The following is a 13,303-nucleotide window of genomic DNA, read 5'->3' as shown; positions in this document are numbered from 1 at the left end:
GCGACGGTTCCTGGTAGGGGCCTGAGGCGGCGTGAGGCAGCAGCCTTGGCAAGGGGGGATACTTTAATCTATCCGGGGGGGCGACCACCAATGGCGGCGGGTAAATTTATCGTTGCAGCCGGGCCTGCGGGCAAAGAAATGTCCCACGTATGGCTGGCCATTGCCTGATGTTCCGTGACGGCGTGCTGGCGCCTGCTTGTGCTTTTCGGACAAGCAGGAGGCACGATGATGAAAATGAGCAGCGCCAGCACGCCAAACCTTACGCCGATCACCTTGCGGTTTGGTGTTTTCTTCGATGGCACCGGTAATAACCAGCACAATGCCATGACGATGGGTGAGCAGGGCGACAAGGGCGGCAGCTATGGCAACGCCTTGAGCAATGTGGCCCTGTTGCATGCGTTGTATCCGGCTGAGGCGGCCAATGCCGAGGGGCCGCAGGCGTTCTTGAAGCACTATGTGGAAGGCGTGGGCACGCTGGCGGGTGAAGCCGACCATGTCTACGCCTCGGCCACCGGGCATGGGCGCACGGGGGCCGAGGCGCGGGTTGCCGAGGCGTTGCAGGCGATGGCCGAGCAACTGCAGGCGTGGCGCCGGGCGCATCCGCAGGCAACGCTGGAAGGGGTCGAGTTCGATCTTTTCGGTTTCAGCCGCGGTGCGGCGGCGGTGCGGCATCTGGCCAACCTGCTGCACGAGGGCGCGGGCGGGCTGTTGTCGGTGGCGTGCGAAACCTCGATCAACTTTATCGGCCTGTTCGACACCGTGGCGGCGATCATCGCGCCGTTACAGGGCGACTTCGACCCGGCAGACGGCCGCCACGGCGGCCTGCGCCTGGGCCTGGGGGCGGGTATTGCCCGGCACGTGGTGCAGCTGGTGGCCGAGGACGAGCGGCGGCATAACTTCCCGCTGGTGCGCAGTGGCCACGATATCCTGCTGCCGGGCGTGCACTCGAATATTGGGGGGGGTTACCCGGAGACCCTCCTGGAGCAGGTGCTGCTGTGCAAGCCGCAGTCCCAGCGTGTGCCCGCAGGCATGCGTGTCGAGCAGTGCCGCGTCCATGCCAAGGTGAGCGCCTTGCTGGCTTCGGCGTTTGCCGACATGGGCGAACCCAGGCCGCGCGTGATGACCTGGGAGGAGCCGATTGCCGGTGGGCATCGGGACGAGGCGCAAAAGCAGGTCTATGCGGCGGTGTACCGGGAGCGGCAAGTGGCGGGGCACTTGTCCCGGGTGTACCTGAGCGTGATGCGGGCGTTGGCGGTGCGCGCGGGTGTGCCGTTTGCGCCGTTGGGGGCGCAGGCTGAGCATCGGCTGCCGGATGAGTTGTCGGGCATCAGCCGAAAACTGCATGCCTTTGCCTTGGGGGAAACTGGCCAGGTGGGGTTGAGCGAGGAAGAACAGCGGCTGTTGCGCGACAGATACGTGCATGCGTCAGCGAACTGGAATGCAGTGAAGGGCTTGCGCAACAGTGTGCTGGATGTGCTGTTCGTCAATCGGCCGGGGGCAGGCGGGCGAGTGATGCATGCCAACCCGGCGCAATGAGTGATTGATCGTGGCCTGGCAATGCTGCACCGGGCCTACAGGGCGCGCGCCAGCTGTTCAGTCGCGCGCCTTCTGGCTGAATACATCTCCTGTGCCAGGGTCAGCAGCACCGTCAGTAACATGAACACCACCGATGCGATGAAAATCCCGTTGGGCAGGCGCTGATCGAGCATCCAGCCGAACGCCACCGGCCCGATGGCCCCGCCGATGTTGAACCCGGTCGACACCAGGCCGAAGGTTTTGCCCTCGGCCCCGGGTGGCGCCGCCGCCTTGACCAGCATGTCCCGTGATGGGGCGATGACCCCGGTGAGCAAGCCGATGGCACCCAGTACGACCACCAATGCCCAGCCCTGCAGCAGCCCCAGTGCCACCAGAGCAGTCAGCGCAGCCGCCAGCGCGAAGGCCAGCGCCGCCACCAGGCCATGGCGCCGGGTACGGTCGGCCAAAGCGCCCCCACACAGCACGCCGGCTGCGCTGCTCAGCAGGAAAGCGGTGAGCGCGGCGTTGGCCCAGGCCAGTGTCAGGCCTTGGCCCTGGACCAGGGCGGCCACGGAGAACTTCTCGATGGCACTGGTGCTCAGGTTGAGCAGGATGAACAGCACCGTCAGCACGCCGATCATGGGGGTGAACAAACGTACGCGGCCTGTTGCTGCGGCCGGGCCTGTGTCGTGTTTGTTGGCAGGCCTGGCGACCCGGTAAACGCCACTGCCTGGTATCGATATCAGCAGTAGCGCGGCTACCCCGAATACCGCGCCCGCCGCCAGGGCTGCCCGCGTGCCGAGCGCCGCGGCGATGCCGAGAAATACGGCTGGGGTAACGGCCGAACCGAGGAAACCGGCAAAGGTATGAATAGAGAACGACCGCCCCAGGCGTGCGGGCTCGATGCCGTTGGCCAGCAGCGCATAGTCGGCCGGGTGGTACACACCATTGGCCAGGCCCGCCATGGCCATCGCCACCAGCAATACCGCATACCCGGGGCTGGCCGCCAGTAGCACGAAACTGAGGCTGCCCAGCAACAGCCCAGCCTTGAGCACTTTACGTGCACCATAGTGGTCGACGGCGTAACCCAGCGGGGCCTGTACCAGCGCGGAGACGATGTTGAACACCGCCAGGGCTACGCCCAGCTCTACGAAGCCCACGCCCAGCAGGCCGGGCAGCACGGGCAGTAGCGCCGGGATCAGCATGATGTGCACGTGGCTGACGAAGTGCACGGCAGCAATTTGGGTCAGCAGCTTGGGGCCAGCGTGGGGCATGTCGATACCTGTTGAACAGCGTGCGCCCCTGGCGCACGGCAAGGTGGTGGAAAGCCCGCTTAGCGGGAGGCGCCCCGCAAACCGGGCAGGCGACCGTTCAGGACAACATGGGCCAGCAGACCAATGACCAGGCCCCAGAAGGCCCCGCCAATACCCAGCAGGCTGATGTTGGCCGCCGCCGCCAGGAAGGTGATCAGTGCTGACTCGCGTGAACGGGCATCGGCCAGGGCGCTGGCCAGGCTGGCGCCGATGGTGCCCAGCAGGGCAAGGCCCGCCAGGGTGGTGATAAAGGTGCCCGGCAGGGCCATGAAGACACTCGCCAGCGTGACCCCGAACACCCCGACGAGGATGTAGCAGACACCGGCAGCGATGCCCGCCACCCAGCGCTTGTCCGGGTTTTCATGGGCTTCCTTGCCGGTGCAGATGGCCGCGGTGATGGCAGCGATGTTGAACGCGTGTGAACCGAAGGGCGCCATCAGCAACGAGCCGATGCCGGTGACGGCGACAATCGGGTTGGCGCTGGTCTTGAAACCATCGTTGCGCAGCACCAGCATGCCGGGCATGTACTGGCCGGTGAGGGTGATCAGGAACAATGGCAGGGCCACGCTGAGGGCCGCGTTGAGGGAGAAGGTGGGCGCGGTGAAAACCGGTGAGGCGAATTCCAGCCGCAACGTGGTCAGGCCGACTTGCCCCTGCAGCAACAGGTAGCCCAGGCCCAGCAGCAATATGGCGACCACGGCGTAACGGGCGGTGAAGCGTTTGAAGGCCACATAGGCTGCAATCAGCAGTCCGGCGAGGGTGGGGTCGACCGACAGGCTGGCAAAGGCACCGATGCCAAACTGCAGCAGGATGCCGGCCAGCAGGCCGGCGGCAATGCCGCCGGGCACGACGCGCACCAGGCGCTCGAAGCACCCGCTCAGCCCCAGCACCACGAAGCCGGCGGCCGACAGCAGGTAGGCACCTATGGCCTCGCTGTAGGGCACGCTGGCCAGGGCGGTGACCAGGAAGGCGGCGGCTGGCGTGGACCAGGCTGTGATGACCGGCTCCCGGCTGTACCAGGACAGTGCCAGGCCGCTGAGGCCGACGCCGATCGACACCGCCCAGACCCACGATGACGTCAGCTCCGGGCTCAGCCCGGCCACTTTGGCCGCCTGGAACACCAGGATGAACGTGCCGCCGTAGTTGACGATCACCGAAACGATTCCGGCAATCACCGGGTGAAGGATGTCTGTCAGCCTGAGCGGGGTGGTAGAGCTTTGAGCAGGCGCGTCCATGGTTGCCTCTGGTAATGGTCAGATGAGGAGCAGTTTTGTGCGGCGAAGGGGTAATCCGACTGCAGCGTCATTGGCCCTTTCGCAGCCCAAGGCTGCTCCTGAAGAAAAAGACTGCCCGACAGCGACAGGCTGCCGGGCAGGTTTGGGCGTCAGTTGGCCAGCGCCACCAGCAAGCTTTTCAGGTGATTACTGCCTTGCGCATCCAGCGGCTGCAGGGGCAGGCGTGGGGCGCCGACATCCTGGCCGAGCATTTTCAGGCCGGCCTTGATAGTGGTCGGCAGGCCACGGCGGGTGATGTACTCCAGCAGCTCGTACTGGCGGTAGAACAACGCACGGGCTTCGGCCAGATCGCCTTGTTGTACGGCGTCCCACAGCGCCAGGTTGAGTGCCGGGATCAGGTTGGGCGCGGCGGTACACCAGCCCGTGGCGCCGGCCACCAAGGCTTCCAGGGTCAGCGGGTTGCAACCGTTGTAGAACGCCACCTGACCATCTGTAGCCGTGAACAGGCGGTGCATGCGCTGGATGTCACCGGTGCTTTCCTTGACCATGGTCACAGTGGGCACTTCGCCGAGGATACGCAGGATCAGCTCCACCGACAGGTCGGTGCCGCTGGTGCCCGGGTTGTTGTAGAGCATGATCGGAATGTCGATGGCGGCGCCGACCGCCTTGTAGTGGGCGACCACTTCGGCTTCGGTGAGCTTCCAGTAAGAGATGGGCAGCACCATCACCGCCGTAGCACCGCAGGCCTGTGCCAGGCGGGCACGCTGCACGGTGCGGGCGGTGGTCAGGTCGGAGACGCTGACCACGCTGGGTACGCGCCCGGCAATGCGTGCCTGGCTGAAGCGCACCACGGTTTCCCATTCGCTGTCGGACAGGTAAGCCCCTTCGCCGGTGCTGCCCAGCGGCGCGATGGCGTGCACGCCGTCTGCGATCAGGCTATCGATGGACGTGCCCAGGGCATCCAGGTCGAGTGTGCCGTCTGCCGTGAAGGGAGTGATGGTGTAGCCGATAACGCCGCGAATTACAGGTGTAGACATGACCAGGCACCTTTGCCGTTGTTGAGGAAAGAGTACAGCTTCGATCAGCCCAGGCAGTCGCCATGGGCACGCAAGGCTCGGCGCGCGTAGTAGCTGAAGGCGGCACCGTGACGTTTGGGGGTGGAAATCCAGTCGTGGGCCTCTTTGCCCAGTGCTTCGGGGATGGGGCGGATGTCACCGGCGCCCATGGCCAGCAGTTGCATCTTTGCTGCGCGCTCGAACAGCAGGGCGAGCACGCAGGCTTCCTCGATCGAACGCCCAGCGATCAGCAGGCCATGATGGGAAAGCAGGATTGCGCGCTTGTCGCCAATCGCGTTCGCGATGATTTCGCCTTCTTCGTTGCCCACCGGCACACCGGGCCATTCCTTGAGGAATGCACAGTCGTCGAACAGGGGGCACAGGTCCATGTGCGAGATGGCCAGCGGAACTTCCAGCATCGACAAGGCGGCGCTGTGCAGCGGGTGGGTGTGGATGATGCAGTTGACGTCGGGGCGGGCGCGGTACAGCCAGCTGTGGAAGCGGTTGGCCGGGTTGGCCATGCCATGGCCTTGCAGCACCGTCAGGTCTTCGTCCACCACCAGCAGGTTGGAAGCGGCGATTTCGTCGAAGCCAAGCCCCAGTTGTTGGGTGTAGTAGGTGCCAGGTTCCTGCGCACGCGCCGTGATCTGCCCGGCCAGGCCAGAGTCGTGGCCGCCGTCGAACAGGATGCGGCAGGTGAGGGCGAGCTTTTGTCGTACGGTGTAGGTGTTGTCGGTCAGCGCCGTCAGCATCTGTTGCTGGGCGAGTTTGACAAGCTGGTCCTTGGGGGTGTGCATGGTGGTCGTCATGGGCGGTACCTGCAGGGGTGGAGACTAGGGATGGCTGATCGGCGCGGAGGCGACGCCAGGACACGGCGTTGATCATAATGACACAAGGTGTCATATGCAAGCGATGTGTCATCCTTACCTCAGGGCCTCAACACATCAGTGCCAGCGCAATCTGTTATGGCGTGCATACGCAACTGGTATTACTTGCCCCGGCTTCACGCTGTTTAGCATCGAGCGGGTCTTAACCGTCGACGAGAACAACAACGTGAACCTTGGAACCCTATCCAGTCGAAGTGCCAGATACTGGCCTGAACGTCTGGCGGTAATCGACCGCCACACCCGGCTGACCTTCGCTCAGCTCGAACAGCGGGCCAACCAGCTGGCCTCGGCCTTGCTGGCACAGGGCATCGCCACGGGCGAGCATGTCGCCATCCTGGCGCCAAACCGCGCCGAACTGGTGGAAGCAGAGGTGGCTTTCTACAAGGCCGGCCTGGTCAAGGTACCGGTCAATGCGCGTCTGGCACCGGATGAAGTCATTCAGGTGCTCAACGACGCCTGCAGTGTCGCGCTGATCGCCGATGCGCAACTCGCCCAGGCGTTGCTGGACCGCAGGCAGGAGGTACCTTCATTACGCTTGATCGTGACCTTGGGTGAGCGGGGCGGTGACATCACCTATGCCGCGCTGCTGGCACAAGGCAGTAGCCAGCCAATCAGCTGCGACCTGCCTGACGATGCCCTTGCCGTTTTGCATTACACCTCTGGCAGCTCTGGTGTGCTCAAGGCTGCGATGCTCAGCGTGGGCAACCGCAAGGCGCTAATCCGCAAGAGCCTCGCCAGCCCGACCCGTCGCGCCGCCCCGGGCGACGTCATGGCTCACGTCGGCCCTATCACCCATGCCAGCGGCATGCAGTTGATGCCGCTGCTGGCGGTCGGTGCCTGCAACCTGCTGCTGGAGCGCTACGATGACCAGCTGTTGCTCGAGACCATCCAGCGCGAAGGCGTGACCCGCTTGTTCCTGGTGCCTGCCATGATCAATCGCCTGGTCAACTTCCCCGATGTCGAGCGCTACGACCTGAGCAGCTTGCGCCTGGTCATGTACGGTGCCGCGCCGATGGCACCAGCGCTGGTGAAACGGGCCATCGAGGTATTCGGGCCGATCCTGGCCCAGGGTTACGGTGCTGGCGAGACCTGCTCGCTGGTAACCGTCCTGACCGAACAGGACCATCTGTGCGAGGGCGGCGACTACCGGCGCCTGGCCTCGTGCGGGCGTTGCTACTTCGAAACCGACCTGCGCGTGGTGAACGACCATTTCCAGGACGTCCAGCCGGGAGAGGTGGGCGAAATCGTAGTCAAGGGCCCGGACATCATGCAGGGCTACTGGCGCGCCCCCCACCTCACCGCCGAGGTAATGCGCGACGGCTACTACCTGACTGGCGACCTGGCCACGGTGGATGAGCAGGGGTATGTGTTCATCGTCGACCGCAAGAAAGAAATGATCATTTCCGGTGGCTTCAACATTTACCCCAGTGAGGTCGAGCAGGTGCTTTACAGCATGCCGCAGGTGTTCGAGGCGGCGGTGGTGGGGGTGCCTGACGAGCAGTGGGGCGAAGCGGTGCGGGCGGTGATCGTGCTCAAGCCGGGCATGGCGCTGCAGGAGCAGGACGTCATCGAACATTGCGCCCAGGCCCTGGCCGGTTTCAAGAAACCACGTGCCGTGGACTTCGTCAGCGAGCTGCCGAAAAACCCCAACGGCAAGGTGGTGCGCCGGTTGATCCGTGACGCCTACTGGCAAAACAGCGAACGCCGTATCTGACACGAGGAACGACCATGTATCAGCCAAGCGAAAAGGCCCAGCAGATCATCGAGGCCATCAGTGGCTTCGTTCGCAACGAAATCCTGCCCCTGGAACAGCAAGCCGGTCTCAGTTGGGCAGAGCCGCACCCGCGGGCGGTGCTGCAGCAGGTATGGCAGCGCTCGTGCGAGCAGGGCTTCTACAACATCATGCTGCCCGAGGCGATAGGTGGCGCCGGGTTGAGCGTGTCAGACCTGTGTGCGGTCAAGGAAGCCACGGTGCTCACCGGCTCGATGCTGGCGCCGCACATTCTCGGTGAGCTTTCCGGACCGCCCCGTATCGGCCATCTGTTCAAGGTGGCGAGCCCGACCCAGATCGAGGCGTTCCTGCAGCCGGTGTGCCGTGCCGAAAAGGCCGTGTGCTTCGCCCTGACTGAAAGCGAAGCCGGCTCTGATGCGACGGCGATCAAGACCTCCGCACGGCGGGAAGGTGAACACTATGTGCTCAATGGCGCCAAGCGCTACATTTCAGGGGCGCCCTATGCCGACATCGCCGTGCTGCTTGCGGTGACGGATCCCGGGCGCGGTGCCCAGGGGATTTCGGCGTTCTTCGTCGACCTGAGCGCATCGGGGGTAAGGGTTGAAAGCGATTATTCGGTCATGTCCGGCGGTGGTGCGCATGGCGACATCATCCTTGAGGACGTACGGGTGCCGGCGGCCAACCGCATCGGTGAGCAAGGGCAGGGCTTCAAGTTGGCGATGGGGCGCATCACCCTCAACCGCCTGCTGCATTGCCCCACCTTGCTGGGGCTGGCCGGCCTGGCACTGAACCTCTCGATCGACTATGCCCGCACGCGCAAGCAGTTCGGCCAGCCTATCGCCATGTTCCAGTCGATCAACCACATGATCGCCGACATGGCCACCGAGCTGCATGCTGCACGCAGCATGGTCTACGCCACGGCAGCGGTGAATGACGCCGGTGGCAATATCCGCACCCAGGCCCCGATGTGCAAGCTGTTCGTTTCGGAGACGGCCTTCCGTATCGCCGATCGCGCCGTGCAGATACACGGCGGTGCCGGGCTGCTGCGTGGCAACCCGGTGGAGTGGATATTCCGTGCCACACGTATGATGCGCATTCTCACGGGAACCAGCGAGATCCAGCGCAACACCATCGCCAAGGGCGTGCTCATGCCTGAGCAATGACGCGGTATGCCCGGCCCGTGGCGGCCGGGTTCTCCAGACAAGAACAATAACGAGAGATCATCATGACTCATACTGACACCCCCGCACGTGCAGGCACGGCCTGGATGATTGCGGTACTGCTGGCGCTGTTGATGCTGGTGAACTTCCTGGACAAGGTGGTCATCGGCCTGGTGGCGGTGCCGATGTCCAGGGAACTGGGCTTGTCCCCTGCCGAGTTCGGCCTGGTAGGGGGCGCACTGCACTGGTTCTTCGCCATCTCGGCGGTGATAGGTGGCTTCATGGCCAATCGCCGGCCAACCCGCACCCTGCTGCTGGGGATGGGCGCGTTCTGGGCGCTTATCCAGTTGCCCATGTTGTTCGTCAGCTCGCTGTGGGCGATCGTCGCCTGCCGGGTGCTGCTGGGTATTGGCGAGGGACCGGCCTCACCGGTGGCTACACATGCCTTGTACAAGTGGTTCCCCAACGACCGTCGCAACCTTCCCGTGGCGCTGTTGCATACCGGCAGTGCGCTGGGGCTGTTGGTAGTGGGTGCCATGATCCCATGGATCAGTGTGCACTACGGCTGGCGCATGAACTTCATCGTGCTGGCGGTGATCGGCGCGGTGTGGTGTGTGCTGTGGTGGTGGCTGGGCAGCGAGGGCAACCTCGACCGCATTCGCCCGGGCCAGCGTGAAGAAGGGCAGGCCCCTGTTCCCTATCGTCGGCTGCTCGGTGACCGCACGGTACTGGGCAACTACTTGTGCCACTTCGCCGCCAACTGGTCCCTGGCGTTGACCCTGACCTGGGTACCGAGCTACCTGGAAACCGGGCTGGGGATCGACCCGATCATGACCGGCCAGGTGTTCGTTCTGTTCGTGGTGGTTACCACGCCGTTGAGCCTGTTCATGGCCTGGCTGTCACAGCGAATGATGCGTGCCGGGGTTGCCACACGCTGGTCGCGCGGTGCGTTCGTTTCAGTGTGCCTGATCGCCAGCGGGCTGCTGTCAGCGGCGTTGTTTCTGCCCGGTCTGAGCAACGTCGAGCGGATCGTCAGCCTCACCTTCAGCGGCGGGCTGGCGCTGGTGATGTACTCCGTGGGGCCTGCCATGCTGGCGGAGTTCACGCCCAGCGGGCAGCGCGGCGGCATTCTGGCGATCGGCAACGGTATCGCCTCGTTGGCCGGGCTGTCGGCACCGGTGGTCACCGGTTTGCTGGTGCAGGGCGCCGGGGCCGGGCACACGGCAGGGTTTGGCCAGGGATTTCTGGTGTGCGGCGCGGTGCTGGTGATTGCCGGGCTGATCGGGCTGGCCTGGATGGACCCGCAGAAAACCCGGCAACGTCTGATGCAGGTGGGCACGGCTGCGCCAGCCCAAGCGTGATGTGCACAGCGCTCAGAGGCTCTGCTCCGCCAGGGCCTCGCGCTCGATCAAGGTGCCTTTCCAGCGCTCGCTGCGCACCGCATCCACCAGCAGTGCGCGCACCAGATCGCGCATGCAGGCGGCGGCGAACGACAGCGGCTTGTGCTGCGAGTGGGCCAAGGCGATGGTGCGGGTGATGCGCGGTTCCACTATCAGCCGCGCGCTGGCAGGTGCGGCCAGATCCAGCAGCGGCGGCCAGTTGCTGATGGTGGCCGCCAGGCCAGCACGGACCAGGCTGGTGATACCGGGGGCCGACTGCTGTTCGTAGCTGGAGTCCAGTGTCACACCGGTTTCCATGGCAGCCTGCTCGATGCGCCTGCGCAAGTGCAGGCTACGGGGTGGCATTACCAGGCGGCTCGCTGCGGCTTCAGCCAAGGTGATGGGCGACTCGTCAGGGCCGTGCCCAGGCAGGCCGACCCAGTACAGGTCTTCGGAAAACACGGGCTCGGCGACCACATGGACAAGTTCTTCGGCGTTGGGCACCACGCCGAAATCCACCTTGCCCAGCTCGATCGCCTGGCCACCTTCGCGGCTCAGGCCATCCCAAACGGTGAGCTTGATCCCCGGGAAGCGTGCCTGGGCCTGGGTAATGATGGCCGGCAACAACAGTGCCGAGGCCGTGGCGGGAATCGAGATGGCCACGTGCCCCTTGGGGTTGCCGCGGCTGGATTTCAGCTCGTCTTTCACCGAGTCGAGTTGCTGCACGACCGATCGGGCCACTTCGTACAACTGCCGCCCGGCATCGGTCAGTTCGATACCGTCATGCTGGCGCGCCAGCAGTTGCATTTCCAGTTCGCTCTCCAGCAGGCCTATCTGTCGGCTCAAGGCCGGTTGGGCGATGAACGCCTGGCGTGCGGCATTGGAAAAACTGCCGGCTTCGACAATGGCGATCAAATAACGCAGCTGTTTCAAAGTCATTGTGGTTCTCAGGCTATGCCGAAGTGATATGGCAACCATCGGGAGACGCTATTTGTTCAGCCCCGGTGGCCTACTTAGTATCGGTAAGCAGCAAAACGAGGATAACAGAAACGTTCGAATAATTACCCAAGCCCTTGCCTGCAGGCCTTTGCGCCGTACTTAAGCATTAACTCGCAATTCACTCTCTAATAAACACAATAAGAGGTTAAGAGTGATGGCATCTCGTATTTTCGGTCGCTCGGGACCGTTGTCGGTACTTGCCTCATCAGTACTTTTTTCTGCGTCTGCCTGTGCCGCTCAGTTTCACTGGGGTGAACTTGAGGGGCAATTCGACTCGGCGCTTTCCTTTGGTACCAGCATTGCGACTGCCAACCCTGACCCGGCCCTGCACAACAGCGCCAACAGCGATGACGGCCGCCTGAACTTTGCCTCTGGCGATGTGTTTTCAGCGGTGTTCAAAGGCACCCATGACCTGGAGCTCAAGCACGACAACCTGGGGGTGTTCCTTCGCGGTACCTACTGGTACGACACGGCCCTGCGTGATCACGATCAGCGCTTCAAGCAGGTCGAGGACAACAACCGCAAGCGCTCGGCCAAGACCGCAGGTAGCCAGCTGCTCGATGCCTTCGGTTATTACCTGTACGACATCGATGGCCAGCCGGGTTCGCTCAGGCTGGGCAAGCAGGTGGTCAACTGGGGTGAGAGCACCTTCATCCAGGGCGGACTGAACGTCATCAACCCCTTCAACCTGGCGGCCTTGCGCCGCCCCGGCTCGGAAGTGAAGGACGCGCTGGTGCCGGTGAACCTGTTCTACTTCACCCAGAACCTTACCGAAGCGCTGTCGGTCGACGGTTTCTATCAGCTGGACTGGGAACAGACCCAGCTCGACAACTGCGGCACGTTCTTTTCGAACAACGACTTTTTGCCCGATGGGTGTGATGGCCTGGACGTGGGCGCCAAATTGCTCGGCAACCCCACAGCCGTGACCGGGCTTGCGCCGTTCGGTGTGAACCTCACCCGCGAAGGCGTGCGCATACCTCGCGGCAGCGACCAGGATGCCCGCAACAGCGGGCAGTGGGGCGTTTCACTGCGCTGGTACGTGGCGGCGCTGGACACCGAGTTTGGTGCTTACGCGGCGAACTACCACAGCCGCACGCCTTACCTGGGTACGGTCAGCAGCCCGTATTTCGACAACCGCCGTTTCGCCCCGCAGTTGTGCGCCAACCTCGCTATCGGGCTTGCAGACTGTGCCGCTTTTCTGGGTTCCAGCGCAGGCCAGTCGCTGGTCGGCGCGCTACGCCTGGGCACCTCGCAGTACCGGGTGCAATACCCCGAGGACATTCGCCTCTACGGCCTTTCGTTCTCCACTACCCTGCGCACCGGCACGGCGCTGCAGGGGGAGCTGAGCTACCGGCCGAACATGCCCATGCAGCTCAACGGTACCGATATCATCCAGTCGTTGTTGAACGTCGATGGCCGCTCGCCCTTGCTGGGTGACGGCCTGCGGCCAGACAGCGCCAGTACGCTGTTCGACGGCTACCGCCGTAAAGAGATGACCCAGTTGCAGATAACCGCTGTTCACGCTTTCAGCCAGGTGATGGGGGCCAACCAGTTGCTGTTGATAGGCGAGGCTGGCGCCACCTACGTGGGCGGTCTGGAGGGCGCCTATGGCCCCCGTTACGGGCGCTCGGGCACGTTCAACAGCGGCGAACTGGCGGACAACAGCGTGTGCGTGGCCATTTCCAAAACCCCTGAGCACTGCAACGACGAAGGCTTCATGACCCCGTTTTCCTGGGGCTACCGGCTGCGTGCCACCTGGGCCTACCCCAACGTGATTGCCGGTTTCGACCTGCGGCCGAACTTGTCCTGGGCACACGACGTGCACGGCACCGGCCCGGTGGAGGGGTCGGCGTTCAGCGAAGGCTCCAGGGCCATCAGTGTCGGGTTGGATGCGACGCTCGCCAGCACCTACAGCCTGAGTGTGTCGTACACCGACTTTATCGACGGCGACTATGGCACCCGCGGCGACCGGGACTTCATCTCGCTGAGCCTGGGCGTCACTTTCTGAGGGCATGACAATGAAAATGC

10 protein-coding genes are annotated in these 13,303 nt (G+C 63.9%); 5 read left to right on the top strand and 5 right to left on the bottom strand.

Annotation, left to right across the window (positions count from 1 at the left end; genetic code table 11):
* Nucleotides 1-225: 225 nt before the first annotated feature.
* Nucleotides 226-1,536 (top strand): phospholipase effector Tle1 domain-containing protein, encoded by a 1,311-nt coding sequence (locus tag LMH93_RS19260; RefSeq protein ID WP_033725200.1) that lies wholly within the window; start codon nt 226-228, stop codon nt 1,534-1,536.
* Between the two features lie 35 nt (nt 1,537-1,571).
* On the opposite strand, the gene LMH93_RS19255 is transcribed toward LMH93_RS19260, so the two are convergent.
* From LMH93_RS19255 to LMH93_RS19240, 4 genes are all read right to left on the bottom strand, one after another.
* A complete protein-coding gene (locus LMH93_RS19255) occupies nt 1,572-2,789 on the bottom strand; it encodes an MFS transporter (protein ID WP_185280115.1) in 1,218 nt (405 codons plus the stop codon).
* Nucleotides 2,790-2,848: 59 nt separating this feature from the next.
* Entirely contained in the window at nt 2,849-4,063 is a 1,215-nt protein-coding gene (locus LMH93_RS19250) for a benzoate/H(+) symporter BenE family transporter (RefSeq protein WP_019752170.1), read from the bottom strand.
* A gap of 149 nt (nt 4,064-4,212) precedes the next feature.
* Complete coding sequence (locus LMH93_RS19245; RefSeq protein WP_185280116.1) at nt 4,213-5,100, bottom strand: dihydrodipicolinate synthase family protein; 888 nt, start codon at nt 5,098-5,100, stop codon at nt 4,213-4,215.
* Nucleotides 5,101-5,144: 44 nt separating this feature from the next.
* A complete protein-coding gene (locus tag LMH93_RS19240; protein ID WP_003247249.1) occupies nt 5,145-5,927 on the bottom strand; it encodes an aldolase in 783 nt (260 codons plus the stop codon).
* 244 nt (nt 5,928-6,171) lie between these two features.
* Between LMH93_RS19240 and LMH93_RS19235 the strand changes: the two genes are divergently transcribed.
* The 3 genes from LMH93_RS19235 (at nt 6,172) to LMH93_RS19225 (ending at nt 10,258) form a co-directional block, all read left to right on the top strand.
* Nucleotides 6,172-7,719, top strand: a complete 1,548-nt coding sequence (locus tag LMH93_RS19235) for an AMP-binding protein (protein WP_012053225.1) — start codon at nt 6,172-6,174, stop codon at nt 7,717-7,719.
* A gap of 14 nt (nt 7,720-7,733) precedes the next feature.
* Entirely contained in the window at nt 7,734-8,900 is a 1,167-nt protein-coding gene (locus LMH93_RS19230) for an acyl-CoA dehydrogenase family protein (RefSeq protein WP_003247251.1), read from the top strand.
* A gap of 104 nt (nt 8,901-9,004) precedes the next feature.
* A complete protein-coding gene (locus LMH93_RS19225; protein ID WP_230065374.1) occupies nt 9,005-10,258 on the top strand; it encodes an MFS transporter in 1,254 nt (417 codons plus the stop codon).
* Between the two features lie 12 nt (nt 10,259-10,270).
* Here LMH93_RS19225 and LMH93_RS19220 read toward each other — a convergent pair whose 3' ends face one another.
* Nucleotides 10,271-11,215: a LysR family transcriptional regulator gene (locus LMH93_RS19220; protein ID WP_003247253.1), complete on the bottom strand. Its 945-nt coding sequence runs from the start codon at nt 11,213-11,215 to the stop codon at nt 10,271-10,273.
* A 214-nt stretch (nt 11,216-11,429) separates the two neighbouring features.
* Between LMH93_RS19220 and LMH93_RS19215 the strand changes: the two genes are divergently transcribed.
* Nucleotides 11,430-13,283 (top strand): DUF1302 domain-containing protein, encoded by a 1,854-nt coding sequence (locus tag LMH93_RS19215; RefSeq protein WP_003247254.1) that lies wholly within the window; start codon nt 11,430-11,432, stop codon nt 13,281-13,283.
* Nucleotides 13,284-13,303: the final 20 nt, after the last annotated feature.

This window comes from Pseudomonas sp. CIP-10, assembly GCF_020911845.1.
GTDB classification, from domain to species: Bacteria; Pseudomonadota; Gammaproteobacteria; order Pseudomonadales; family Pseudomonadaceae; genus Aquipseudomonas; species Aquipseudomonas alloputida.
This window is presented reverse-complemented; position numbering and strand designations above follow the sequence as displayed.

Excerpts from the sequence above, each read along its gene's own strand:
- LMH93_RS19260 (WP_033725200.1), top strand. The coding sequence starts at position 226 with ATGATGAAAATGAGCAGCGCCAGCACGCCAAACCTTACGCCGATCACC.
- LMH93_RS19255 (WP_185280115.1), bottom strand. The coding sequence starts at position 2,789 with ATGCCCCACGCTGGCCCCAAGCTGCTGACCCAAATTGCTGCCGTGCAC.
- LMH93_RS19250 (WP_019752170.1), bottom strand. The coding sequence starts at position 4,063 with ATGGACGCGCCTGCTCAAAGCTCTACCACCCCGCTCAGGCTGACAGAC.
- LMH93_RS19245 (WP_185280116.1), bottom strand. The coding sequence starts at position 5,100 with ATGTCTACACCTGTAATTCGCGGCGTTATCGGCTACACCATCACTCCC.
- LMH93_RS19240 (WP_003247249.1), bottom strand. The coding sequence starts at position 5,927 with ATGACGACCACCATGCACACCCCCAAGGACCAGCTTGTCAAACTCGCC.
- LMH93_RS19230 (WP_003247251.1), top strand. The coding sequence starts at position 7,734 with ATGTATCAGCCAAGCGAAAAGGCCCAGCAGATCATCGAGGCCATCAGT.
- LMH93_RS19225 (WP_230065374.1), top strand. The coding sequence starts at position 9,005 with ATGATTGCGGTACTGCTGGCGCTGTTGATGCTGGTGAACTTCCTGGAC.
- LMH93_RS19220 (WP_003247253.1), bottom strand. The coding sequence starts at position 11,215 with ATGACTTTGAAACAGCTGCGTTATTTGATCGCCATTGTCGAAGCCGGC.
- LMH93_RS19215 (WP_003247254.1), top strand. The coding sequence starts at position 11,430 with ATGGCATCTCGTATTTTCGGTCGCTCGGGACCGTTGTCGGTACTTGCC.